Genomic DNA, 23,298 nt, shown 5'->3' with positions numbered 1-23,298 from the left:
GTTCGCTAGAATGCGGGTATCTCTCTAAAAACATATTAAAGAAAGGCGGTATTTGTGGAGTTAATTTCTCTGTATGGGCTGTTTCTGGCCAAAGTCGTGACCATTGTGGTAGCGATTGGTGCGGTGGTGCTACTGATCGTCAGTCAAGGAATGAGAAAGCAAGGGCAGCGGGGAGAGTTGAATCTGGTTGATTTGGGTGAGCAATATAAGGAAATGCAGCGCGAAATGCGCCTGGCTCGGATGGGGTCTGCCGAGCAAAAAGTCTGGAGCAAAGAGTTTAAAAAACAGCAGAAATCCGATCAAAAACTGAAAAAACAGCGTGCCAAGGCCGGTGCCATCGCAGCGGTTAAACCTTGTCTCTACGTGATTGATTTTAAAGGTAGTATTGACGCGCATGAAGTGACTTCGCTACGCGAAGAGATTTCTGCGGTGCTGGCGGTGGCCACTGCGCAAGATGAAGTGTTGCTGAGATTGGAAAGTCCGGGCGGCGTGGTACACGGTTATGGCTTGGCGGCCTCGCAATTGGAACGTTTACGTCACAAAGGTATCCGTCTGACGGTTGCAGTAGATAAAGTGGCTGCCAGTGGCGGTTACATGATGGCTTGTGTGGCGGATCGCATAATCAGTGCGCCTTTTGCCATTATCGGTTCGATTGGTGTTGTGGCGCAGATTCCCAACTTTCACCGTTTACTGAAAAAGAACGATATTGATGTTGAATTGCATACCGCCGGTGAATTTAAACGCACCCTGACTCTGTTTGGCGAAAATACCGAACAGGGGCGTGAAAAATTCCGCGAAGATCTAAATGAAACCCATCTGTTATTCAAACAGTTCGTGCAGCAGCAGCGGCCTTCATTAGATATTGATGCGGTGGCGACAGGTGAGCATTGGTTTGGTACACAAGCAAAAGAAAAAGGGTTGGTTGATGCCATTGGCACCAGCGATGATCTATTAATTGCAGAAATGGATAATCACGAGGTTATTGGTGTCCGTTATTCGCGTCGCAAACGCCTGATGGATCGCTTTACCGGTAGTGCAGCAGAAAGCGCTGATCGCCTGCTATTGCGCTGGTGGCAACGCGGTGAGAAACCCTTATTATAAGTTTATGAAACGATTTGGCTAAGTAACAACAGGGGGCTTGCAGCCCCCTGTTTATTTTTATAAAAATAAACGGTGACTCAACCGCAAAAATAAGGTGCGGCAAAATGAAAATAACCGGCGATTAATCGACTAGATGATATTTTGCTGACAATACGTGAGCCAAATGTTTGAACATGTTAAATACCGCGGTTGTTTTTGTTGTCGGTAAACCATCCTCATCCAGGAAGAACTCTCCGCGAAATACCAACACCGGGCCTTTTTGCTCAACTTCTGTCGCCAGCATACCGTGCAGATAATCTTCATGCTGACGAATAATGTTATTGGCTTCCGCCAAGAGTTTATTACGTTCGATCGGCGTTGTGTTTGCGTTCATTATATCTCCTCACCACAGTGAAATTTCTCAGACTATTGTACTGCGGGTTAGCATTTGTGCGCAAACCGGCTAAGGTTTATTCGTGCGTTGGGTGGTTCCATCGCCGTTATTGGATAAATTCGGATTCCGTGCTAATTAGGTTGCGTGTCGCTTTTTATCAGGTACAGTGTGGGATTTTAGACTATTAGGTGGAAGGTTTTGTTGACGCTATTGAGCAGAGTTTACTGCTAAAGCTTTGGGCGCGAGCAAACATTTTACAGGGTCGCCAGATGAGCGTCGGATTGCATTATTATGGCTCCGATCAAAAAAACAGGTTGATCTCCTGTGAAACTACCGCAATATAAATAAAGAGATACAGAATGCCGCGGTATGGCAAGATAAAAACCTTCTTTTAGAAGAAATAATTTAGGTAAAAGGTAATTATGGGTAAAGCTCTCGTAATAGTTGAGTCCCCGGCAAAAGCCAAAACTATTAATAAATACTTAGGGAATGACTTTGTGGTTAAGTCCAGTGTCGGTCACATTCGTGATTTGCCGACCAGTGGCTCAGCCAGTAAAAAGAGCGCTGACTCAACTGAAGATAAAGCCAAGAAAGCCGAGAAGCCCAAAGTAAAAGTGAAGAAAGACGAAAAGGTTGCTTTAGTGAACCGTATGGGCGTCGATCCTTATCATGGCTGGAAAGCGCAATATGAAATTTTGCCCGGTAAAGAGAAAGTGGTTGCCGAGCTGAAAGCATTAGCCGAAAACGCTGACCACATCTATCTCGCAACCGACCTTGACCGCGAAGGAGAGGCTATCGCCTGGCATTTGCGGGAAGTGATTGGTGGTGACGATAAGCGTTTTAGTCGAGTGGTGTTTAACGAAATCACGAAAAATGCTATCCAACAGGCATTTAATCAACCGGGTGAATTGAACATTAATCGGGTTAACGCCCAGCAAGCCCGTCGCTTTATGGACCGGGTTGTGGGGTATATGGTTTCTCCGCTGCTGTGGAAAAAGATTGCCCGAGGCTTGTCTGCCGGGCGCGTTCAGTCAGTGGCTGTGCGTTTGGTCGTCGATCGTGAACGAGATATTAAAGCGTTTGTCCCAGAAGAGTACTGGGAGTTACATGCTGACCTGCTGGCAAAAGGCGACGTTCCGATACAAATGGAAGTTACCCATGCGCACAATAAGCCGTTTAAACCGGTTAACCGTGAGCAGACCCATGCCGCACTGAAATTATTGGAAAACGCCCGCTATAACGTGCTGGATCGTGAAGACAAACCGACCAGCAGTAAGCCGGGTGCGCCGTTTATCACCTCTACCTTGCAGCAGGCGGCCAGTACTCGCCTGAGCTTTGGGGTGAAGAAAACCATGATGATGGCGCAGCGCTTGTATGAAGCGGGTCATATCACCTATATGCGTACCGATTCCACCAATTTAAGTCAGGATGCACTGACGATGGTGCGCGGTTATATCGGTGATAACTTTGGTGACAAATACCTGCCATCCGCGCCGAATCAGTACAGTAGCAAAGAGAATTCTCAGGAAGCCCATGAAGCTATCCGTCCGTCGGATGTGAGTGTGCTGGCGGAGCAGTTAAAAGATATGGAAGCCGATGCCCAGAAGCTGTATCAGCTTATTTGGCGTCAGTTCGTCGCGTGTCAGATGACACCGGCCAAGTACGATTCCACCACGTTGACAGTGCAAGCCGGTGATTTCCAACTGCGTGCCAAAGGCCGTACTTTGCGCTTTGATGGTTGGACCAAAGTGATGCCAGCACTGCGCAAAGGCGATGAAGATCGCACCTTGCCAGTGATTGACGTTGGCACTGATCTGGATTTACAAAAACTGATCCCCAGCCAGCACTTTACCAAGCCGCCTGCACGTTACAGTGAAGCATCGCTGGTAAAAGAGTTGGAAAAACGCGGTATTGGCCGTCCGTCTACTTATGCGTCGATCATTTCGACGATACAAGATCGTGGCTATGTCCGGGTTGAGAACCGCCGTTTCTATGCTGAAAAAATGGGTGAAATTGTAACCGACCGTCTGGAAGAGAACTTCCGCGAGTTGATGAACTACGATTTCACCGCACGTATGGAAAGTGGCCTGGATCAGGTTGCCAATAATCAGGCTGAATGGAAAACGGTACTGGATGGCTTCTTCGCTGAGTTCAGTGAGCAGCTTGAAAAGGCAGAGAAAGATCCTGAAGAGGGCGGGATGCGCCCGAATCAGATGGTCATGACCAGTATAGATTGCCCAACTTGTGGTCGTCAGATGGGGATACGCACGGCCAGTACCGGGGTGTTCCTGGGATGTTCCGGTTATGCGCTGCCCCCGAAAGAGCGCTGCAAAACCACCATCAATCTGGTGCCAGACGCTGAGATTCTAAATATTCTGGAAGGCGATGATGCGGAAACCAACGCCTTGCGCGCCCGCCGTCGTTGCGAGAAGTGCGGCACTGCGATGGACAGTTATCTGATTGATAATCAGCGTAAATTGCATGTCTGTGGTAATAATCCGGCCTGTGATGGTTATGAAATCGAGCAGGGCGAGTTCCGAATTAAAGGGTATGAAGGCCCGATTGTTGAGTGCGAGAAATGTGGTTCTGAAATGCACCTGAAAATGGGGCGCTTTGGTAAGTACATGGGCTGTACCAACGACGAATGTAAGAATACCCGTAAAATCTTGCGCAGCGGCGAAGTTGCACCGCCGAAAGAAGACCCGGTTCCGTTGCCAGAATTGCCTTGTGATAAATCAGATGCCTATTTCGTGCTACGTGATGGGGCTGCGGGCGTGTTCCTGGCCGCTAACACCTTCCCTAAATCGCGTGAAACCCGCGCGCCAATGGTTGAGGAATTGGTTAGATTCAAAGATCGTTTGCCTGAGAAGTTACGCTACCTGGCTGATGCGCCAGTGGTAGACAATGACGGCAATAAAACGATGGTTCGCTTTAGCCGCAAGACTAAACAGCAGTATGTTTCATCAGAGAAAGAGGGTAAGGCCACAGGATGGTCTGCATTCTATATCGATGGAAAATGGGTTGAAGCAAAAAAAGAAACGAAGAAATAAGTTTCTCTCTTCGTCGGGCGGTAACATGGCCGTTGTCGGGGATACTGCTTAACAGCACAAGTGAAAACCAGTCTTAATGGCTGGTTTTTTTATTGGGTTAATTTATTCAACTGCTTTATAGTCTTGAGTAATCTGTTGAAGTTAACAATTCTTGACCGCTAGCTGCATTTATCAAAAAATGTGATCATTTTTATGTCCGTGTTCTATACAGCCGCGATTGAAATGATATAGTGATATTGGTTATATAAATAATTTTTTTATCTCTTAAAGTTATTATAAGGTCAATACTGACCACCGCACATCAGGGTGTTTACGGGTTTTAGTGAGTAACTTCTCGGCATACCGGGTGATACCGATATACCAAACTGTGGTATTCCCGCAGTGTTCAACCTAGGATGGTATCGATATGAAATTGCAGCAGCTTCGCTATATTGTTGAGGTGGTAAATCATAACCTTAACGTATCATCCACCGCCGAAGGCTTATACACCTCACAGCCGGGGATCAGTAAGCAGGTTAGAATGCTGGAAGATGAGCTGGGTATCCAGATTTTTGCCCGCAGTGGTAAACATCTCACACAGGTGACCCCCGCAGGGTTGGAAATCATCCGAATTGCCCGTGAAGTCTTATCAAAAGTGGATGCTATCAAAGCTGTTGCGGGTGAACATACTTATCCGGATAAAGGCTCATTATATGTTGCGACCACACACACTCAGGCCCGTTATGCATTGCCCAATGTGATTAAAGGCTTTATTGAGCGTTACCCGCGTGTTTCGTTGCATATGCATCAAGGATCACCGACGCAAATTGCGGAGGCGGTGTCGAAAGGCAGTGCTGACTTTGCCATTGCCACTGAAGCCCTTCATCTTTATGACGATTTGATTATGTTGCCATGCTACCACTGGAACCGTGCTGTAGTTGTTAAGCCGGATCACCCATTGGCTGGCAAAATCCATGTCAGTATTGAAGAGTTGGCGGCGTATCCGATTGTCACTTACACCTTTGGCTTTACTGGCCGTTCTGAGTTGGACACCGCCTTCAACCGGGCCGGTTTAACGCCTCGTATCGTCTTTACCGCCACCGATGCTGACGTGATTAAGACTTATGTACGTTTGGGCTTAGGGGTCGGGGTTATTGCCAGCATGGCGGTTGATCCCATCCAAGACCCTGATCTGGTGACGGTAGATGCGCGTGATATCTTTACCTACAGCACCACAAAGATTGGTTTTCGCCGTAGCACTTTCCTGCGCAGTTATATGTATGACTTTATTTTGCGTTTCGCCCCCCATCTAACCCGTGATGTGGTGGATAAAGCCGTAGCGCTGCGCTCTAATGATGATATCGAGGCGATGTTCAAGGACATTAAATTGCCGACTAAGTGATAACTAAATCAACAGCTTACATCTTCCCCTGGAAATCGTGCTCGCTCACTATGTGTAGATTGCGTGTAAGTGATGTGTAACTTTCCGCCGTGAGCCTGGGCTTAACAGAGGGGGGATCAATCCCCTCTGTTTCACATTTCATTAGAACGTAGGTTTATCCACCAGATATTGAGTCAGAGCACAGTCAGTTCAGGAAACTGACGAAAACAAAAGGCGCTTTTCCGAATGAAAACAGTTTATTGAAGTGACTTTATCTCGGGCTGATGAATGCCCAGGGTAAATGGATAATGCCGATACAGAGCTGGAATTTGACATTGTCCCAGTTGGCGATTTATTTTGAAGGCCGCCTCGATAAAGTGATTACGTTGTAATGAGCTTTTAACGTGACACAAAACTCTGAACACTCTCGCCTACTTTAAAAACAATCATTTATTAAGCCACGCTCTAACCATTCTTAGCTGAATGGCCAGCAGCAGTAACAGTTTCTTTCACGCCAAATTTATTTGCTCAATCATACTGTTCATAATCGTGTGTAAGATTTATAGGTTTTTATCAGCGGAGTATACTAGATTCTCCGTTTTGTCAGATTGCTTTGCGGAAGGAGTGCTGACACTCCTATTTATCACTTATTTAAAATCTTTTCTTATTTTATCTGTAGATGCGCCTATTGTTTCCGGGGCTTTAAATGTTTTCATTTCAAAATTACTGCTTATTTTCATTGGATTTCCCGGCACGAGATAGTCTCCCGCTTTTACCAACATATTACGTGCCGCAATTTGCGGTTGCTCACAAGCCTGTTTAATGTCATTGATCACACCATTTGGAATACCCGCATCAGTAAGAATCTTTTGCCATTCTGCCGTTCTTTTTTGTTTGAATAAGGGTTGTACAACAGCTTGTAGTGCAGCTCTATTTTTGATTCTATCAGGGCCAGTTTTGAAATAGGGATCGTCATACCATTCTATTTTTCCTACTGCCTGACAAAAGCTGAGCCACAGTTTTTCGCCCAGAACCGCCACAATGATAGCACTATCTTGAGTAGGTATAGCTCCAAAGGGAGCCGCGGCGGGATCAATATTACCAGTATAGTGTCCGAGTTCGTTAAGTTTAGTGTAGGCCGTTACCTCTACAGGCATCATCGCAAATAATCCATCTAGCATCGATATATCAATATAAGCGCCAACACCTGTTTTTAAACGACCACAGTAGGCGGTCATCGTCGACATATAGCCCCACATTCCTGCGCTTATATCACCAATAGGAAAACCAATCCGGCCCATATCTTTATCTACATCGCCATTAATTGGCATCATGCCAGAATAGCCTTGCCCAATTAAATAAAATCCAGGTTCATGTGCCATCGGCCCTGTTGTACCAAAGCCTGAAATTGAAGTATAAATAATTGTCGGGTTGATTTTCTTTACATCATCATAGCCAAGACCTAACTTTTCCATTACCCCTGGCCTGAAGTTCTCCACTAAAATATCGGCTTTTCTGATGATGTTTTTAATTAACTCCAGATCATCGTTATTCTTTAAGTCTAAGGCGCAACTTTCTTTGTTGGAATTAACAGACGCCCAAAAAATAGATAGCCCCTCAGGGGTGAAAGGAGCCGCTGAGCGGAGCATATCGCCTGATGCCGGGCGTTCTATTTTAATTACACGGGCACCATTATACGAAAGTAACAGAGTGCAATAGGGACCAGCCAAAGCCTGAGTGAAATCAATAACTAATACATCATTTAAAATCATAGAACTCATAATCTATTCCCTTATTATTTATGACCCAATTTAGAAATTAATACGTCTACCCGCGTTTTAAAGTTAGGGCTGTTGATTATATTGTATCTGGACATTTCTATTTCTGCGGCTTTATCATAGTTTATGGTGACATTATTTGATAAAGTATTTAACTGCAATTTACTGTTTGCAATCCCCTCCGCGCAACAGTCGACTAAAGCGATACAAACTTCTTCAATATGAGTTTGCAGTTTGGTTCTATCATCAAATACTCTATTGAATATACCAGCGTTATATGCATCATTAGCATCATATCGAATGAGCAGTGAAAAATAACTCTTTTACTTTATGAATGCCTATGACTGCCAGCCAATGTTGATAGTTACTCAGCGAGAAAGGAACACCCATTTTATTAGCACTCATTATAAGGCTACTGTCTTTTGTCGCATAAACCATGTCGCAAACCATCAATAAATGTAAAGCGCCAGCATAAACTGCCCCCTCTACTTGGGCAATTACGGGTAATGGTGAATGACTGATAACCTTAAACATTTCAAACATAGGGTCATTTATAATTTCCCCCGCAGAGGTTAATTCATGCAAGTCATGACCGGCTGAAAAAATCCCCTGTGACAGATTAGCGTTGATCACAATGGCGCGCTGTTTTTTATTTTCTGCTTCACGAATTAATTGGACCACCGCAATGGACATTTCATTATCGAAGCAATTACGCTTTGCCGCATTATTAATGGTAATAATCGTTATATCTTGATTGTGTTGACACAGTATCTTATCCATCTGATATTCCCGCTTTTAGTTTTGACATATTCATCGTTAAAAATGTAAATTGTTGCATTTGAAATTATTTCATTGCTTCAGAGTTTCGACATTATTAAAAATTTAAACCTGTCACGATAATACGTAAATATTAGCCAATATCTCAAAGATAGTTGCTTTAATTCCCCCAAGGACTTTATAGGGTATTGACCTCGTTACACACCGTCGGGAATTTACCCTGAAGTAATGAGCAAAACTACGCTTGTTGCAAAAATGTTAACTTTGGTTGTGTTATATTTAATACAGACCTCATAATCTCAAGGGGATAGACCTGTTGAGATACCCACTAATTTAGAACACCTATAACAACAATGGAGGCGCTATGTCGTTGGATCTACGCAAAACGAGTATGGCCAGATTGGTCACTCTTGATCGCGAATATCACTATTACAGCTTGCCGCAGTTGGCGAGTGAGTTGGGTAATATTGATCGATTGCCAAAATCATTGAAAGTGTTGCTGGAAAATCTACTGCGCCACCTTGATGGTGAACAGGTTCAGCTTGCTGATCTAAAAGCCATTATTGACTGGCAGCACACCGGACATGCCAATCGGGAAATCGCTTATCGGCCCGCGCGGGTATTGATGCAGGACTTCACCGGTGTACCGGCGGTGGTTGATCTGGCGGCCATGCGTGAAGCGGTACAACGCTTGGGGGGCGATGTCGCACAGGTTAATCCGCTCTCGCCGGTCGATCTGGTTATTGACCACTCAGTCACGGTTGATGAGTTCGGTGATAAAGCGGCTTTTGGTGAAAACGTCCGGCTTGAAATGGAACGTAACCATGAACGCTATACCTTCCTGCGCTGGGGGCAAAAAGCCTTCAGCCGCTTCCGGGTGGTGCCGCCGGGTACTGGGATTTGCCATCAGGTTAACCTGGAGTATTTGGGCCAGACGGTGTGGCACGAACAGCAAGAGGGCAAGGAGGTGGCGTACCCGGATACTCTGGTGGGTACCGATTCTCACACCACCATGATCAATGGCTTGGGAATACTCGGCTGGGGCGTTGGCGGGATAGAGGCTGAAGCTGCGATGCTGGGCCAGCCCATCTCAATGCTTATCCCCGATGTGGTTGGTTTCAAAATGACCGGCAAGATGCGCGAGGGGATCACCGCAACCGACTTGGTATTGACGGTGACACAAATGCTGAGAAAACACGGTGTGGTGGGTAAGTTTGTCGAGTTTTACGGTGATGGACTGGCAGATTTACCGCTGGCCGACCGTGCCACTATTGCCAATATGTCGCCGGAGTTTGGTGCGACCTGTGGTTTCTTCCCGGTAGATGACGTGACTCTGAGCTATATGCGGTTAAGTGGCCGCAGTGATCAGCAGATTGCCTTAGTCGAAACCTATAGCAAAGCACAAGGCTTATGGCGCAATCCGGGTGATGAACCCCGGTTTACCAGCCAGTTATCTCTGGACTTGAGCTGCGTAGAGGCGAGTATGGCAGGGCCGAAACGGCCACAGGATCGCGTTGCTTTGCCTAAAGTGCCGCAGGCGTTCAAGGCATTTGAAGAGCTGGAAATCAACAGTAAGAAAGATAAAGTTGATCACGTCACTTTTACTGTGGATGGCAAAACGCATGAGTTACAACACGGCGCGGTGGTGATTGCGGCTATTACCTCATGTACCAATACCTCCAACCCCAGTGTGCTGATGGCCGCGGGTCTGTTAGCCAAAAAAGCGGCTGAAAAGGGGCTAAAAACCAAGCCTTGGGTGAAAACCTCGCTAGCGCCCGGCTCTAAAGTGGTGACCGAGTATCTTAATGCCGCAGGATTGACGCCTTATCTGGATAATCTGGCTTTCAACCTGGTGGGCTACGGCTGCACCACTTGTATTGGTAACTCCGGGCCATTACCCGACTCAATAGAAAAAGCCATCAAAGAAGGGGATTTAACCGTTGGCGCGGTACTTTCGGGTAACCGTAACTTTGAAGGACGCATTCATCCGCTGGTTAAAACTAACTGGCTGGCATCACCGCCGCTGGTGGTGGCTTATGCGTTGGCGGGAAATATGAATGTTGATTTGACGCGAGATGCGCTGGGCGATGATCCACAGGGTAATCCGGTCTATTTGAAAGATATCTGGCCATCGGGACTTGAGATTGCCAATGCGGTTCAAGAAGTTAAAACAGAAATGTTCCACCAAGAGTATGCCGCAGTGTTTGATGGTGATGAAGAGTGGCAGGGCATTGAGGTCGAAAGCACACCAACCTATGATTGGCAGCAAGATTCGACCTATATCCGTTTGCCGCCTTTCTTTAGTGATATGCAGGCATTACCTGAGCCGGTTGAGGATATTCATCACGCGCGAATCCTGGCTATTTTGGCCGATTCCGTGACCACCGACCATATTTCGCCGGCGGGTAATATCAAAATGGACAGTCCGGCAGGCCGTTATCTGCGTGATCGCGGGGTGGAGATTAAAGAGTTTAACTCCTATGGCTCGCGTCGCGGTAACCATGAAGTGATGATGCGTGGTACTTTCGCCAATATCCGTATCCGTAATGAAATGGTTCCCGGCATTGAGGGGGGGATGACTCGCCATATTCCTTCTCAGAATGAGATGCCTATCTATGATGCTGCAATGCGTTACCAACAGGAAGATGTGCCGTTAGCCGTTATTGCCGGCAAAGAGTATGGTTCCGGTTCCAGCCGTGACTGGGCGGCCAAAGGGCCTCGATTGTTGGGTGTCAGAGTGGTTATTGCTGAATCCTTCGAACGTATTCATCGCTCGAATCTAATCGGCATGGGTATTTTACCGCTTGAGTTCCCTCACGGCGTGGATCGTAAGACCTTGGGGCTGACCGGAGACGAATCTATTAGTGTCAGTGGCTTACAACAGTTGACACCGGGGCAGATTGTTGCGGTAACCCTAACTTACGCCGATGGTCGTCAGCAAACGGTCAATACTCATTGCCGGATTGATACCGGTAATGAATTGGTCTACTTCGAAAACGGCGGCATTCTGCATTATGTGATCCGCAAGATGCTGTAGCGACCAAAACCCTCGTTTTCGTGACGGTGTCACTTCTGTAGTAAACCAATAAAGGGGGGTTAATAAGCCACCTTTTATTGGTTTCTGCTGCCACCCATTGATTATTCTGAGAGCAAATGGCCCATTTTTGCCGCTTTAGTTGCCATATACTGCGCATTCTTAGGGTTTTGCCCGACAATCAATGGCACGCGCTCTACAATATTGATCCCGGCGTCAGAAAGGATCTCCACTTTGTTGGGGTTATTGGTTAGCAGACGCACGGCTTTAACACCTAACAATTTATAGATATCAGAGCACAGCGTGAAATCACGCTCATCGGCAGCAAAACCGAGCTGATTATTCGCTTCAACGGTGTCAGCCCCCAGATCTTGCAACGCGTAAGCGCGGATTTTATTCAACAACCCAATGTTTCTGCCTTCCTGACGATGATAGATCAATACGCCACGGCCTTCTTCCGCAATGTGTGCGAGTGCGGCTTCTAACTGAAAACCACAGTCGCAACGCAGGCTAAACAATGCATCCCCGGTTAGGCATTCAGAATGAACCCGGGAAAGCACCGGTTTATCACCGCTAATATCACCAAATATCAAGGCCAAATGGTCATGCCCGGTAGCCAGTTCTTCAAAACCGACCATCAAGAAATCCCCCCACGGGGTAGGTAATTTGGCCTCTGCTACACGTTTTAGCTGCATCTTACTGTTCATATTATGACTTCAGACTCTTAAAGTATGTTGTCGAGCATCCTACTGCCGGATTCCCGCTTTAACCAGATGTATGGCCTCTTACTTGATACCGCTGGGGGCTTGCTAACGGCCCACAGTGCCAAGTCCTTTGGCTAAATAAGGTTAAATAAAAAATTATCTACACTCATTATTAGCTATATTGCCATAACTTTTAACGCACTGCTGTTCAACAAAGCATCAATAGTGAAAGAGAAAATCGTCAGTAGCTTAATATTGACGATACAAGGAAAATTTATCTATGTTATCAAATGGCTAGTATGGCTTATATTATTTAGTTATTGCTTTGAATGAAAAGAAAGAAAAGGATGCCAGATGTGGAACATAGCGCAGCGAATTGCAGTCGGAACACTTATCTTGCTATTACCGACGTTGGTGATTTGGCTTTCAGGCTGGCAATGGCAGCCTGGAGGCGCAAATTTCTGGCTCAAAGGATTGTTTTGGGCCACAGAAACGGTGACTGCGCCCTGGGGAATTCTCACCAGCATAGTGCTCAGTAGTTGGTTTCTGTGGTGCCTGCGCTTTCGTATCAAAGCGGCTATTGGGCTGTTCATCATATTGGGTGTGGTGATTGGTGTCGGCCAGGGTGTGAAATCACTGATTAAAGAGCAGGTACAGGAACCGCGACCTTTTGTGGTGTGGCTTGAAGCCGAACATCATATTGATAATCGCTTTTTCTATTCATTATCGCGCGCAGAACGGAGTGCGTTAGTCAAACAGCAGTTGCAGGGCGAAACCTTGATCCCTGCCTGGTTGAGCCGCCACTGGCAGTTTGAAACTGGCTTTGCATTCCCTTCGGGTCATACCGTATTTGCGGCCAGTTGGGCACTATTGGCGGTTGGATTACTGTGGCCGCGTCGCCATTATAAAACCATCATGTTACTGATGTTATGGGCGCAAAGTGTCATGATAAGCCGGTTGGTTTTAGGCATGCACTGGCCACGTGATTTGATTGCGGCCACATTGATTAGCGGTTTACTGGTCACGGTGGTGTGCTGGTTAGTGCAGCATTGGTTTGGCCCGCTCAATATTCCACCTCAGGAGCGGCAAGAGATTAAAAAACGCGAGTCTGAATAAATGGCACAATGAAGCCTGATTCTCAGAACCGCCGCTTAAAATAATATCGATTAGGCGGGGGTTAGGTGCTTTATTGGCGGGCAGGGTTTCTTTGCAGGGCAAGGAAGTGCTAATTTATTAAGTATGGACGCCATATTTTTGGCATAATTCATCAGGTTGATTCGGCCTTTGGGAAAAAACGTGAAATATTTGCTGATTTTTTTGTTAGTGCTGGTGATTTTCGTGATTTCAGTCACTTTAGGGGCGAATAACGATCAGGTAGTGACCTTTAATTATTTATTGGCTCAGGGTGAATATCGGGTATCAACGTTATTGGCAACGCTTTTTGCGGCTGGTTTGGTTCTGGGGTGGGTCATTTGTGGGCTTTTTTATCTGCGGGTGCGAATTTCTCTCGGCCGGGCAGAGCGGAAAATTAAACGTCTTGAATCTCAGCTTGAACAGCCTGTTGAACCCAACACTACGGTGTCCGCACCGGCTGTCGGCAAGGAATAATTTTCTATGTTAGAAATGCTGTTTCTGCTGTTGCCCGTTGCCGCCGCTTACGGTTGGTACATGGGGCGTAGAAGCGCCCAGCAGGATAAACAGCAGGATGCTAACCGTCTGTCTCGTGAATACGTGGCCGGGGTTAACTTCCTCTTATCTAATCAGCAGGATAAAGCGGTTGATCTGTTTCTTGAAATGTTGAAAGAGGACAGTTCGACGGTTGAAGCCCATCTGACGTTAGGCAATCTGTTCCGCTCTCGTGGTGAAGTTGACCGCGCTATCCGCATTCATCAAGCCCTAATGGAAAGTGCCTCCTTAACTTTTGAACAACGTCTGCTGGCGATTCAGCAACTCGGCCGCGATTATATGGCTGCCGGTTTGTACGACCGGGCGGAAGATATGTTCAATCAATTGGTTGAGGAGCAGGATTTCCGCCTCGGGGCATTGCAACAACTGTTGGTCATCCATCAGGCCACCAGCGACTGGAATAACGCCATTGAGGTGGCAGAAAAACTGGTCAAAATGGGCAAAGAGAATCAGCGTTTAGAGATCGCCCATTTCTATTGCGAACTGGCGTTGCAGGCGATGGGCAGTGATGATCTTGATAAGGCCACGGGGCTGTTGAAAAAAGCCGCCTCGGCCGACAAACAATGCGCTCGGGTGTCCATTATGCAAGGCCGCGTCCATATTGCCAGGGGCGAGTATGCGAAAGGTGTCGCGGCGTTGGAGCGGGTGCTGGAACAAGACAAAGAAGTGGTCAGTGAAGCGTTACCGATGCTCAGTGATTGTTATCAACACTTACAGCAACCCGAAGCCTGGGCCAGTTTCCTCAAACGCTGCGTCGAAGATAATACCGGTGCGACCGCAGAGCTGATGTTGGCGGAAATTCTGGAGCAGCAAGAGGGGCGTGATGTGGCCCAAACCTATATCAACCGCCAGTTGCAACGTCATCCAACTATGCGTGTTTTTTATCGTTTGATGGATTATCACTTAGCCGATGCCGAAGAAGGGCGTGCGAAAGAGAGCTTGCTGTTACTGCGTGATATGGTGGGCGAGCAAATCCGTACCAAGCCGCGTTACCGCTGCCATAAATGTGGTTTTACGGCTCATTCGCTTTACTGGCACTGTCCTTCCTGCCGGGCCTGGGCCTCAGTCAAACCTATTCGTGGGTTGGACGGGCAATAAAAAACGGGTGACGCGTGCCACCCGATTGTCAGAGCTGATGATGCGAGGGATTCAAACCTTACTTTTTCTTCTGTGGCGTTCTCACGCCAACTTTCAATAACTGCCGCAATTTCTTCAATTCTTTTTGACTTAACGGCTGCTCTGAAATCTCTTCAACACCTTGGTTATCAATGTCGTTATGATGCAATTTGGTATCTTTACGGCTACTTTTGCTACTTTTAACCTCATCTTCAAGGCTTTTTTCTAATCTTTCGCACACTTCTGCACTGAGAGAAAGCTGCTTCTCCAACGCAATTGCTTTAATTTTCTCTTTTAATTCCAGAGGGATTTTAATGGTTAAGGTAGAAATTTCGCTCATCATATAACCTTTAACGTAGGGGAAGATACCAAGCTAAGCGAGTAAGTGGAAACTGTCCAGGGGATAACACAATTGTCACGAAAAATTCACATTAAAACGTAAAAAAGAGCGCAGAGGCGCTCTTGAGGGGGGACACAGACTTAACCCGAGGGAGGGTAAGACTTAGCGGTAAATCGTTGCTGTGCCGTGCAGTTTATTATTGCCGCTAGCGGAGATTATCTCGAATGATCTAGCCCCGGCAGCATCGGCTTTTTGGGCTAACAGGCTTTCAAGTTCAGTTAGCGTCCCGGCATTGCTGACGGAGATAGAGCCAATTTTATTCAACTCTACTGATGATTGGTGCTGCACTTGAGTCGCAGCGAAGCTGCCAAATGAGGCTAAGGAAAGTACCAGTGCAGGGGCGATATATTTAATGATTTTCATGGTGAACTCCATACGTATTTATTATTTGACCTACTGTGTAGACAATCAATGTCTGCGATGGAGTGTATAATACCGTATCCTTGTTTAATGAAAATCACAAAAGCCTGATGATATTAATCAAATAATTTGATTGATAATTTACCCTTCTTGAAACTACTTTACTTTACGCAGGCTATGGCATGTTTTGTTCCGTTGACGCAAGTTGACGGTAACAGCTAAAGCCTGACAAAGGGATAACACACTCAGACTTGCCGATGCTGTAATTTCGCGGTTACTCCCTGTAGAATAATGCGAGCGTTATTATTCTTGATTTAAACACCACGTATTGACGGGAAAAGGCTTAAAAATGACGTCTGAAAGTAAAACGAATAACAGTGGCTTATGCTCTTCTCCGATTGTTGTCGCACTGGATTATGCCAATAAAGACGCCGCGTTAGCCTTTGCTGATCGTGTTAATCCGCGGGATTGTCGCTTAAAAGTCGGCAAAGAGATGTTTACTTTATACGGCCCACAGCTTGTTCGTGACCTGCATCAACGTGGTTTCGACGTGTTTCTTGACCTGAAATTCCACGATATTCCAAATACTACCGCGCGTGCTGTTGCCGCAGCGGCAGAGCTGGGCGTGTGGATGGTTAACGTCCATGCTGCGGGTGGTGCGCGCATGATGACAGCGGCGAAAGAGGTTTTATTGCCTTATGGTCAACACGCGCCATTACTGATTGCCGTCACGGTGCTGACCAGCATGGATGGCGAGGATTTACGTGATATCGGCATTAATATCAGCCCGGCAGAACAGGCAGAACGGCTGGCAAAATTGACCTGGGATTGCGGGTTGGATGGCGTGGTCTGTTCTGCTCATGAAGCGGTGCGCCTAAAGCAGGTTTGCGGCAGCGATTTTAAGCTGGTAACACCGGGTATCCGCCCAGAAGGCAGTGATGCGGGCGATCAGCGCCGTATTATGACGCCAGAACAAGCTGTAGCGGCGGGGGTGGATTATATGGTGATTGGGCGTCCGATCACCCAATCTGCTGATCCGGAAAAAACACTGGCGGAGATTCTGGCCTCTCTGGGGAACGTGCATAATGAGTAACGATAATAGCCGTTTGGTTTATTCAACGGATACTGGTCGCATCAGCGAGCCAGACATAAAGCCCGCGCGACCTAAAGGTGATGGCATCGTGCGTATTCAGCGTCAGACCAGTGGCCGCAAAGGAAAGGGCGTGTGCTTAATTACAGGGATTGATGGCAGTGATGAAATGCTAGAAAAACTCGCAGCAGAATTAAAGAAGAAGTGCGGTTGCGGTGGTTCAATCAAAGACGGCATCATTGAGATTCAAGGGGATAAACGCGATCTTCTTAAGCAATTGCTCGAAGCCAAAGGGATGAAAGTCAAACTGGCGGGGGGGTGAAAGAAATTATAACACTTTGCTTTATTGAGTGGAGTTTGACGGGGTGACTGCCCCGATGGGCGCTTCGGCAGCTTACGCTGCTACGACCCATTCGTCACATTTCCCCGTCAGTCAACTTTGCTATCGCTAACGTTTCAAGAATAAAACAAAATATCCAAAGTCATTGAGACTGTAGCTAGGCGGCGAACGAATAAATCCCGATGAGCTGACTTATGTCAGTGATTCGGGTGCATGAGCGCCGCCAACAACGCTACAGTTTCAAGAACGAAGGATAAGTTTATTTACTGACCTGATGGCCAATAACCCCACCAATAGCCGCGCCGCCTAATGTTCCTAGCGTACTCCCCGTCAATACTGCGCCGCCAACCGCACCGGCACCCGTACCTATTGCGGTGTTACGGTCACGTTTGGACATATTGGAGCAAGCCGTCAGTGATAAGGCCAGCGTGAGCGCCAATGCAGCAGTAGCAAATCGTTTATTGATTATCATCATAATTTATTCTCCTGACGTTAGCTCGGCACGGATAGATCAGGCCACACAAGTTTTAGGCCCATTTACCCTGATATATCCGTGCCAAATTAAAACTACCCTATAAGTATAGGTGCTGCTTTAATTCTAGCTGCCGTCTGTTTTTGTTAATGTTTGGCATAAAAAATGCCGTTTTGCGTTAAATCCAGAGTTAATGCCGGAAAAGTATTTTGTATCTTATGCAACGCAGTATAAGTATCCGCAGATCATTTAATAGGTAAATAGTCCTAATTTGGCGAGTTCACGCTAGTTATTAGGAATAATCGCAGGTTAGCGGCATCAGCACGCTCTGGCTGTTGCCGCAAAAGATATGATTTCCTGCTGCTCGCCTTACTCAATCTTCACTTTCCAGCAGGACTGTACGCAGTTTATAGCCAATTGCCCCATACCTGTTCTTGCCTGTGCCGCTGAAAATGGACGTCATTCAGCTATTCAGGATACAACGATGCTCAACGAACTGAAGCAGCAAGTCCTTGCCGCCAATCTTGCCTTACCACGCCATAATTTGGTGACATTCACTTGGGGAAATGTCAGTGCAGTTGACCGACAACGTGGCCTGTTAGTTATCAAACCGTCAGGTGTGGAATACGATGTTATGACGGTAGATGACATGGTCGTGGTGGAGTTAGCCAGCGGCAAGGTGGTGGAAGGGCGCAAGAAACCCTCGTCAGATACCGATACGCATCGTGTGTTGTACCTCAATTTTCCTCAAATTGGCGGTATCGTTCACACACATTCTCGTCATGCCACTATCTGGGCGCAGGCTGGGTTGGACTTGCCCGCATGGGGCACCACGCATGCGGATTACTTCTATGGCACCATCCCTTGCACCCGCCTGATGACACACGAGGAGATTGCCGGGCGTTATGAATGGGAAACCGGTAATGTGATCGTCGAAACCTTCCATCAGCGGGGCATAACACCGCAAGATGTGCCAGCGGTGTTGGTTAACTCGCATGGGCCATTTGCCTGGGGAAGCAGTGCGGATAATGCCGTTCATAACGCAGTGGTACTGGAGGAGTTGGCGTATATGGGCATCTTCTCACGGCAGTTGAACCCGCAATTGAGTGATATGCAGCCGTGTTTGCTGGATAAACATTATTTACGTAAACACGGTAAGGATGCGTACTACGGCCAGTAGTTAACTCGCAGCAGCCCGTGTTCAATCTTGCACGGGTTTCTCCAGCCACAACACCGAATCAGTGATATCGAGCATTTTGGCCTCAACTTGTGCAATCGCATCATTGATACCTTGATTATAATAATGTGCGCCCAGCTCACTGCTGATAAATTGCAGTAAAAATTCCGCGTCAAAATCTTCCAGCTCAATATTGTGCTCTTGCTCCAGATACTCCTGAATCTTACGCGCCATGCGTTGTGTCTGTTCACGCGAGAAGGTGATGTCTGCCACTGTTGTTACTCCGTTATGCATCTTATTCGCTCAGGATATCGAGCCGTATGCCGTGCACGACAAGTTGCTGTTGATAATCTTGCGCTAATCGGTGGTCGGTAATTACCCGGCTGATGGCGGAGAGCGGGCTGAGTGAGTTCTGGTGTACCTGACCAAATTTAGAGGCATCAGCCAGAATAATATTTTCAGCGCCTTTCGCCAACACGCTATTAATGACATCTGCGCGCAACATATCACGGCCGGTAAAGCCGGTATCAGCCTGATAGCCATCAATGCCGATGAATGCTTTGCTGAAATGGACGTGGCGCAAGCAGAGCTGCGTCAGCGGGCCAACCATACTGTCGCTTTTCTTCTGATAAATCCCCCCCAGCAAAATGACTTCGCAGGCCGAATCTTTCAACTGGCGGGCGATGTAGCCACTCACCGTAACCAGCGTGATACCGGGCCGCTGTGCCAGATGATGGGCCAGCAGAGCGTTACTGCTGCCACTTTCAATAAACACGGTTTCACCGTCGTTGACCAACGAGGCGGCGTAATTGGCCAGTTTTTGCTTCGTGGCAAAATGCGTCATCATGCGAATATCAACATCATCGCTTTCAAGGGCGAGCGCAGAGCCGTGTATTCGCGTAAGCAGGCCCTGTTTCTCAAGTAAATTGAGATCCTGACGGATGGTGACCTCTGAAACGCCAGTCGTCTGCGCCAGTTCGCTGACGCTGACACGTTGCCGGTCATTGACGAGCTGTAAAATGGTTTGTTGTCTTAGATTCATGTCATTCCCTGTATGGGTAAGCGCAGTACGATTAATAATACGCTAAGTTTGACAGATAACATCTTGTATTATCGCAATAAAAGCAGTGAAAGCTATAGGTTTTTCATTCCTTTTCTATCCACAGTATAAAGATTAATATCTTTGTTCGAAATTAAATTAACTTTCGAATGAAAGTTAATTGATCGATGTCACGTTATTACCTGCGGGTTAGTCTATGATTGCGGCTAATGATTCTTCATTAATATATTCGCTTAACGATGCCAAACCGGAGGTTCTTATGGAGCTTTATCTCGATACCGCAGATGTTGCCGCAGTTAAACGCCTGGCGCGCGTGTTGCCTTTACAAGGGGTTACCACCAATCCAAGCATTCTGGCTAAAGCGGGCAAACCTATTTGGGAGGTGTTACCGGCGCTGCGCGACGCACTCGGCGGCACAGGGAAGTTATTTGCACAGGTATTGGCCAGTGACAGCGAACAGATGGTATCTGAAGCCATGTTACTGTCGCAGCGTGTGCCGGGTCTGGTCATCAAAATACCGGTAACTGCTGAGGGATTGGCAGCAATTAAGAAATTGAAAACCATGTCGATTCCGACACTGGGTACGGCGGTGTATGGTGCCGGACAAGGCTTGTTGTCAGCACTGGCCGGTGCGGAATATGTCGCGCCCTATGTGAATCGACTGGACGCACAGGGCGGCGATGGTATTGCGATGGTTCGTGAATTACAGCAATTGCTCACTCTACATGCGCCGGGTGCTAAAGTGCTGGCAGCCAGTTTTCGCACCCCGCATCAGGTGATCGATTGCCTGCTGGCGGGTTGCCAGTCGGTCACTATTCCGGTGGATGTGGCAGAACAGTTTATCACCACACCGGCGGTAAAAGCAGCGGTAGAACAGTTTGAACAGGATTGGCTGGGCGCATTTGGCACTACCATCCTGAGTCAGCTTTAGGGGAAAAACGCCCGGTAAATAGATTACAGGGCGTTACGTTGTCACTTTATTATATCAACGTGCGACATCAGCAAGGGCATTTGCCCAATTTTCCCGCTTTACTCGGAAAACGTGCATCCAAACAATAGCGGTGAAACTCCCGCTCCGTCATTGGCGGCGTGTCCGGATGCTGGCAGCGCATATGATTGACATAATTACCGTAATCCTGCACGCCAACCATTAGGCGGAAACTTTGCGCTATCCGACGCGCAATCAGGCGAATCCTTGCCCCGCGTGTGGTGGGGGGAGCCTCAGCCAGTATCAGCGGAGTGCAACGTATAATCTGGCGTGAACCTGGCGCTGAAACAGTGGCAGGCCGCAGGCGGTAGGGTATTACACGATTAGCCACGGGCAGTCTCCTCACGGAACACGATTTCAGTCTCATGGGTGGTCGGTTTGCTGGCTTTCAACGCTCGACGCCCCACCAACAGGGCTGAAATCAACATCGTCACCGCGACCAGCATAAAGAACGCACACAGCGCCGCGTTGATTTGGTTGTTGAACACGATGGTTTCCATGTCCTTAATGCTCTTGGCTGGCGCGATTAATACCCCTTGCTCAACACCGGCGGAGAATTTCTTCGCTTGCGCCAGGAAGCCAATACTCGGTTTCTCATGGAATATCTTCTGCCAACCTGCGGTCATCGAGGTAATAAATAGCCAGATGGTGGGCACAATGGTCACCCAGGCATAGCGCTGTTTCTTCATTTTAAACAGCACCACGGTGCCTAAAATCAGTGCCATTGAGGCCAGCATCTGGTTGCCAATACCGAACAGCGGCCACAGGGTATTAATGCCTCCCAACGGATCGACCACCCCTTGATAAACAAAGAAACCCCAGCAAGCGACCGCCACCGTAGTCCCCGATAAGTTCCCCAGCCATGAGCGGTTATTGGCCAGACTTGGCACCACCACGCCGACCAAATCTTGCACCATAAAGCGGCAAGCACGGGTACCGGCATCGACTGCGGTCAGGATAAACATCGCTTCAAACAGAATGGCAAAGTGATACCAGAATGCCATCATATTGCGGCTATTGAATACTTCGCTGATGATATGGGCCATGCCGACGGCAAAGGTCGGCGCACCGCCCGCTCGCGATAGGATAGAGTTTTCGCCCACATCTTTGGCGATCATCGCCAGAGTTTCAGGGGTAACGACAAATCCCCAACTGTTGATCGCCAATGCCGCACTTTCTACCGTGGTGCCAATCAGTGCTGCCGGTGAGTTCATGGCGAAATAGACGCCCGGATCGATAACGGAGGCACAAATTAACGCCATGATAGCGACGAAAGATTCCATCAACATCGCACCGTAACCGATAAACCGAGTGTGACTTTCGCGCTCAATCAGTTTGGGGGTGGTGCCACTGGCCACCAGTGCGTGGAAGCCAGAGATAGCGCCACAAGCAATGGTGATAAACAGGAACGGGAACAGGCTACCGGAGAACACCGGGCCGCTACCATCAATAAAGCGTGTGACGGCAGGCATCTTCATTTCAGGCATAGCAAATACGATACCAATCGCCAAACCAATAATGACGCCAATTTTCAGGAAAGTGGATAAATAGTCGCGTGGAGCCAGTAACAACCAAACCGGCAATACGGAGGCAATAAAGCCATAGATCACCAGCACCCAGGTTAGGGTGGTGCCATGCAAGGTAAAGAATGGCCCCCAGTAAGGGTGAGCTGCGATATTACCGCCATAAATGATTGCGGCCATCATCAGCACAAAACCGATTAATGACACCTCGGCAATCTTACCTGGCCGGATAAAGCGCATATAAACGCCCATAAACAGCGCGATCGGGATGGTTGTGGCGATAGTAAATAAGCCCCAAGGGCTGTCAGCGAGGGCTTTAACTACCACCAGTGCCAGCGCAGATAAGATGATAATCATCACCCCCAATGCGCCCAGCATAGTAATAACCCCAGCAAATGCGCCCAACTCTTGCTTTGCCATTTCCCCAAGCGATCGGCCATCACGGCGGGTAGAGATAAACAGGATCAGAAAGTCTTGCACCGCTCCGGCCATCATCACCCCGACCAGAATCCAGATAGTGCCCGGTAAGAACCCCATCTGCGCCGCCAAAATTGGCCCAACGAGCGGCCCGGCTCCGGCGATTGCTGCAAAGTGGTGACCGAACAGCACCCACTTATTGGTTGGCACATAGTCCAAACCGTCATTGCGCCGCTCAGCCGGTGTTAGGCGACGGTCATCAAGCTCAAACACATTTTTGGCAATAAACAGACTGTAAAAGCGATAAGCGATGCTGTAACACGCCACCGAGGCAATCACCAGCCAGATGGCATTGACATGCTCACCACGGCTCAGTGCCAGCATGGCAAAGGCGAATGCACCAATTAACGCCACTGTCAGCCATATGACGGTGCTCTTTATGTTCTTCATGGGTAACAACTCCTTCGTTATGTTCGGGGTATACCCGTCATC

22 protein-coding genes and 2 pseudogenes are annotated in these 23,298 nt (G+C 47.8%); 13 read left to right on the top strand and 11 right to left on the bottom strand.

The genetic code is table 11. The features are described from left to right. Positions 1-54 precede the first annotated feature (54 nt). Positions 55-1,101 (top strand): protease SohB, encoded by a 1,047-nt coding sequence (sohB, locus tag AT01_RS02425; protein ID WP_042545941.1) that lies wholly within the window; start codon positions 55-57, stop codon positions 1,099-1,101. 121 nt (positions 1,102-1,222) lie between these two features. Here sohB and AT01_RS02420 read toward each other — a convergent pair whose 3' ends face one another. Further along, the gene (locus tag AT01_RS02420) at positions 1,223-1,474 is read right to left on the bottom strand and encodes a YciN family protein (RefSeq protein ID WP_042545940.1); all 252 of its coding nucleotides are present in this window, start codon (positions 1,472-1,474) and stop codon (positions 1,223-1,225) included. On the opposite strand from AT01_RS02420, the pseudogene AT01_RS22545 reads away from it, so the two are divergent. From AT01_RS22545 to AT01_RS20470, 4 genes and pseudogenes are all read left to right on the top strand, one after another. Then, positions 1,459-1,659: pseudogene (locus AT01_RS22545) on the top strand (hypothetical protein); the annotation flags it as partial. The gene AT01_RS02420 and the pseudogene AT01_RS22545 sit on opposite strands and share 16 nt — an antisense overlap. A gap of 237 nt (positions 1,660-1,896) precedes the next feature. Continuing rightward, positions 1,897-4,524, top strand: coding sequence for a type I DNA topoisomerase (gene topA / locus AT01_RS02415; protein WP_042545939.1), 2,628 nt, complete (start codon positions 1,897-1,899; stop codon positions 4,522-4,524). A 406-nt stretch (positions 4,525-4,930) separates the two neighbouring features. Continuing rightward, on the top strand, positions 4,931-5,905 hold the full coding sequence (gene cysB, locus AT01_RS02410) for an HTH-type transcriptional regulator CysB (protein ID WP_042545938.1): 975 nt from the start codon (positions 4,931-4,933) through the stop codon (positions 5,903-5,905). Between the two features lie 167 nt (positions 5,906-6,072). Then, a pseudogene (locus tag AT01_RS20470) lies at positions 6,073-6,276 on the top strand (IS256 family transposase); the annotation flags it as partial. 255 nt (positions 6,277-6,531) lie between these two features. Here the strand turns inward: AT01_RS20470 and AT01_RS02400 are convergent. Beyond that, positions 6,532-7,665 (bottom strand): CaiB/BaiF CoA transferase family protein, encoded by a 1,134-nt coding sequence (locus AT01_RS02400; RefSeq protein ID WP_042545937.1) that lies wholly within the window; start codon positions 7,663-7,665, stop codon positions 6,532-6,534. A 288-nt stretch (positions 7,666-7,953) separates the two neighbouring features. After that, positions 7,954-8,442 carry an enoyl-CoA hydratase-related protein gene (locus AT01_RS02395; RefSeq protein WP_042545936.1) on the bottom strand — a complete coding sequence of 163 codons (489 nt, stop codon included), beginning with the start codon at positions 8,440-8,442 and terminating at the stop codon, positions 7,954-7,956. Between the two features lie 361 nt (positions 8,443-8,803). Here AT01_RS02395 and acnA point away from each other — a divergent pair, with 361 nt between their 5' ends. Continuing rightward, a complete protein-coding gene (gene acnA / locus AT01_RS02390) occupies positions 8,804-11,476 on the top strand; it encodes an aconitate hydratase AcnA (RefSeq protein WP_042545935.1) in 2,673 nt (890 codons plus the stop codon). Between the two features lie 101 nt (positions 11,477-11,577). Here the strand turns inward: acnA and ribA are convergent, their stop codons facing one another. Further along, the gene (ribA, locus tag AT01_RS02385) at positions 11,578-12,168 is read right to left on the bottom strand and encodes a GTP cyclohydrolase II (RefSeq protein WP_042548459.1); all 591 of its coding nucleotides are present in this window, start codon (positions 12,166-12,168) and stop codon (positions 11,578-11,580) included. Between the two features lie 363 nt (positions 12,169-12,531). Here ribA and pgpB point away from each other — a divergent pair, with 363 nt between their 5' ends. From pgpB to lapB, 3 genes are all read left to right on the top strand, one after another. Continuing rightward, on the top strand, positions 12,532-13,293 hold the full coding sequence (gene pgpB / locus AT01_RS02380; RefSeq protein ID WP_042545934.1) for a phosphatidylglycerophosphatase B: 762 nt from the start codon (positions 12,532-12,534) through the stop codon (positions 13,291-13,293). A 180-nt stretch (positions 13,294-13,473) separates the two neighbouring features. Next, a complete protein-coding gene (locus AT01_RS02375; RefSeq protein ID WP_042545933.1) occupies positions 13,474-13,785 on the top strand; it encodes a LapA family protein in 312 nt (103 codons plus the stop codon). Positions 13,786-13,791: 6 nt separating this feature from the next. Then, on the top strand, positions 13,792-14,961 hold the full coding sequence (gene lapB, locus AT01_RS02370; RefSeq protein WP_004699231.1) for a lipopolysaccharide assembly protein LapB: 1,170 nt from the start codon (positions 13,792-13,794) through the stop codon (positions 14,959-14,961). 58 nt (positions 14,962-15,019) lie between these two features. On the opposite strand, the gene AT01_RS02365 is transcribed toward lapB, so the two are convergent. Further along, the gene (locus tag AT01_RS02365; protein ID WP_042545932.1) at positions 15,020-15,319 is read right to left on the bottom strand and encodes a hypothetical protein; all 300 of its coding nucleotides are present in this window, start codon (positions 15,317-15,319) and stop codon (positions 15,020-15,022) included. A gap of 162 nt (positions 15,320-15,481) precedes the next feature. Beyond that, complete coding sequence (gene bhsA / locus AT01_RS02360; protein WP_042545931.1) at positions 15,482-15,742, bottom strand: multiple stress resistance protein BhsA; 261 nt, start codon at positions 15,740-15,742, stop codon at positions 15,482-15,484. A 346-nt stretch (positions 15,743-16,088) separates the two neighbouring features. Here bhsA and pyrF point away from each other — a divergent pair, with 346 nt between their 5' ends. Continuing rightward, a complete protein-coding gene (gene pyrF, locus AT01_RS02355) occupies positions 16,089-16,832 on the top strand; it encodes an orotidine-5'-phosphate decarboxylase (RefSeq protein WP_004699239.1) in 744 nt (247 codons plus the stop codon). After that, positions 16,825-17,151: a stress response translation initiation inhibitor YciH gene (yciH, locus tag AT01_RS02350; protein ID WP_042545930.1), complete on the top strand. Its 327-nt coding sequence runs from the start codon at positions 16,825-16,827 to the stop codon at positions 17,149-17,151. Before pyrF ends, yciH begins: the two co-directional genes overlap by 8 nt. A gap of 277 nt (positions 17,152-17,428) precedes the next feature. Here yciH and osmB read toward each other — a convergent pair whose 3' ends face one another. Beyond that, positions 17,429-17,644, bottom strand: a complete 216-nt coding sequence (osmB, locus tag AT01_RS02345; protein ID WP_042545929.1) for an osmotically-inducible lipoprotein OsmB — start codon at positions 17,642-17,644, stop codon at positions 17,429-17,431. A 481-nt stretch (positions 17,645-18,125) separates the two neighbouring features. On the opposite strand from osmB, the gene araD reads away from it, so the two are divergent. Beyond that, positions 18,126-18,821, top strand: coding sequence for an L-ribulose-5-phosphate 4-epimerase (araD, locus tag AT01_RS02340; protein WP_042545928.1), 696 nt, complete (start codon positions 18,126-18,128; stop codon positions 18,819-18,821). Between the two features lie 21 nt (positions 18,822-18,842). Here the strand turns inward: araD and AT01_RS02335 are convergent, their stop codons facing one another. Together AT01_RS02335 and AT01_RS02330 are read right to left on the bottom strand one after the other, a co-directional pair. Then, entirely contained in the window at positions 18,843-19,091 is a 249-nt protein-coding gene (locus tag AT01_RS02335; RefSeq protein ID WP_042545927.1) for a DUF2164 domain-containing protein, read from the bottom strand. Positions 19,092-19,113: 22 nt separating this feature from the next. After that, entirely contained in the window at positions 19,114-19,860 is a 747-nt protein-coding gene (locus AT01_RS02330) for a DeoR/GlpR family DNA-binding transcription regulator (protein ID WP_042545926.1), read from the bottom strand. A 277-nt stretch (positions 19,861-20,137) separates the two neighbouring features. On the opposite strand from AT01_RS02330, the gene fsa reads away from it, so the two are divergent. Continuing rightward, entirely contained in the window at positions 20,138-20,809 is a 672-nt protein-coding gene (gene fsa, locus AT01_RS02325; RefSeq protein WP_042548458.1) for a fructose-6-phosphate aldolase, read from the top strand. 67 nt (positions 20,810-20,876) lie between these two features. Here fsa and AT01_RS02320 read toward each other — a convergent pair whose 3' ends face one another. Beyond that, positions 20,877-21,197 carry a YbdD/YjiX family protein gene (locus tag AT01_RS02320; RefSeq protein WP_042545925.1) on the bottom strand — a complete coding sequence of 107 codons (321 nt, stop codon included), beginning with the start codon at positions 21,195-21,197 and terminating at the stop codon, positions 20,877-20,879. Then, entirely contained in the window at positions 21,190-23,256 is a 2,067-nt protein-coding gene (locus AT01_RS02315; protein ID WP_042545924.1) for a carbon starvation CstA family protein, read from the bottom strand. Before AT01_RS02315 ends, AT01_RS02320 begins: the two co-directional genes overlap by 8 nt. Positions 23,257-23,298 lie beyond the last annotated feature (42 nt).

Source organism: Yersinia aldovae 670-83, from assembly GCF_000834395.1.
In the GTDB taxonomy this organism is placed as follows: domain Bacteria; phylum Pseudomonadota; class Gammaproteobacteria; order Enterobacterales; family Enterobacteriaceae; genus Yersinia; species Yersinia aldovae.
Note: the sequence above shows the minus strand (reverse complement) of the source record. Positions and strands in the feature narration are given on the sequence as shown.

What these genes read in the sequence shown, in the direction of transcription:
- AT01_RS02420 (WP_042545940.1), bottom strand. Translation starts at nt 1,474, where the DNA reads ATGAACGCAAACACAACGCCGATCGAACGTAATAAACTCTTGGCGGAA.
- topA (WP_042545939.1), top strand. Translation starts at nt 1,897, where the DNA reads ATGGGTAAAGCTCTCGTAATAGTTGAGTCCCCGGCAAAAGCCAAAACT.
- cysB (WP_042545938.1), top strand. Translation starts at nt 4,931, where the DNA reads ATGAAATTGCAGCAGCTTCGCTATATTGTTGAGGTGGTAAATCATAAC.
- AT01_RS02400 (WP_042545937.1), bottom strand. Translation starts at nt 7,665, where the DNA reads ATGAGTTCTATGATTTTAAATGATGTATTAGTTATTGATTTCACTCAG.
- AT01_RS02395 (WP_042545936.1), bottom strand. Translation starts at nt 8,442, where the DNA reads ATGGATAAGATACTGTGTCAACACAATCAAGATATAACGATTATTACC.
- acnA (WP_042545935.1), top strand. Translation starts at nt 8,804, where the DNA reads ATGTCGTTGGATCTACGCAAAACGAGTATGGCCAGATTGGTCACTCTT.
- ribA (WP_042548459.1), bottom strand. Translation starts at nt 12,168, where the DNA reads ATGCAGCTAAAACGTGTAGCAGAGGCCAAATTACCTACCCCGTGGGGG.
- pgpB (WP_042545934.1), top strand. Translation starts at nt 12,532, where the DNA reads ATGTGGAACATAGCGCAGCGAATTGCAGTCGGAACACTTATCTTGCTA.
- lapB (WP_004699231.1), top strand. Translation starts at nt 13,792, where the DNA reads ATGTTAGAAATGCTGTTTCTGCTGTTGCCCGTTGCCGCCGCTTACGGT.
- AT01_RS02365 (WP_042545932.1), bottom strand. Translation starts at nt 15,319, where the DNA reads ATGAGCGAAATTTCTACCTTAACCATTAAAATCCCTCTGGAATTAAAA.
- bhsA (WP_042545931.1), bottom strand. Translation starts at nt 15,742, where the DNA reads ATGAAAATCATTAAATATATCGCCCCTGCACTGGTACTTTCCTTAGCC.
- pyrF (WP_004699239.1), top strand. Translation starts at nt 16,089, where the DNA reads ATGACGTCTGAAAGTAAAACGAATAACAGTGGCTTATGCTCTTCTCCG.
- yciH (WP_042545930.1), top strand. Translation starts at nt 16,825, where the DNA reads ATGAGTAACGATAATAGCCGTTTGGTTTATTCAACGGATACTGGTCGC.
- osmB (WP_042545929.1), bottom strand. Translation starts at nt 17,644, where the DNA reads ATGATGATAATCAATAAACGATTTGCTACTGCTGCATTGGCGCTCACG.
- araD (WP_042545928.1), top strand. Translation starts at nt 18,126, where the DNA reads ATGCTCAACGAACTGAAGCAGCAAGTCCTTGCCGCCAATCTTGCCTTA.
- AT01_RS02330 (WP_042545926.1), bottom strand. Translation starts at nt 19,860, where the DNA reads ATGAATCTAAGACAACAAACCATTTTACAGCTCGTCAATGACCGGCAA.
- fsa (WP_042548458.1), top strand. Translation starts at nt 20,138, where the DNA reads ATGGAGCTTTATCTCGATACCGCAGATGTTGCCGCAGTTAAACGCCTG.
- AT01_RS02315 (WP_042545924.1), bottom strand. Translation starts at nt 23,256, where the DNA reads ATGAAGAACATAAAGAGCACCGTCATATGGCTGACAGTGGCGTTAATT.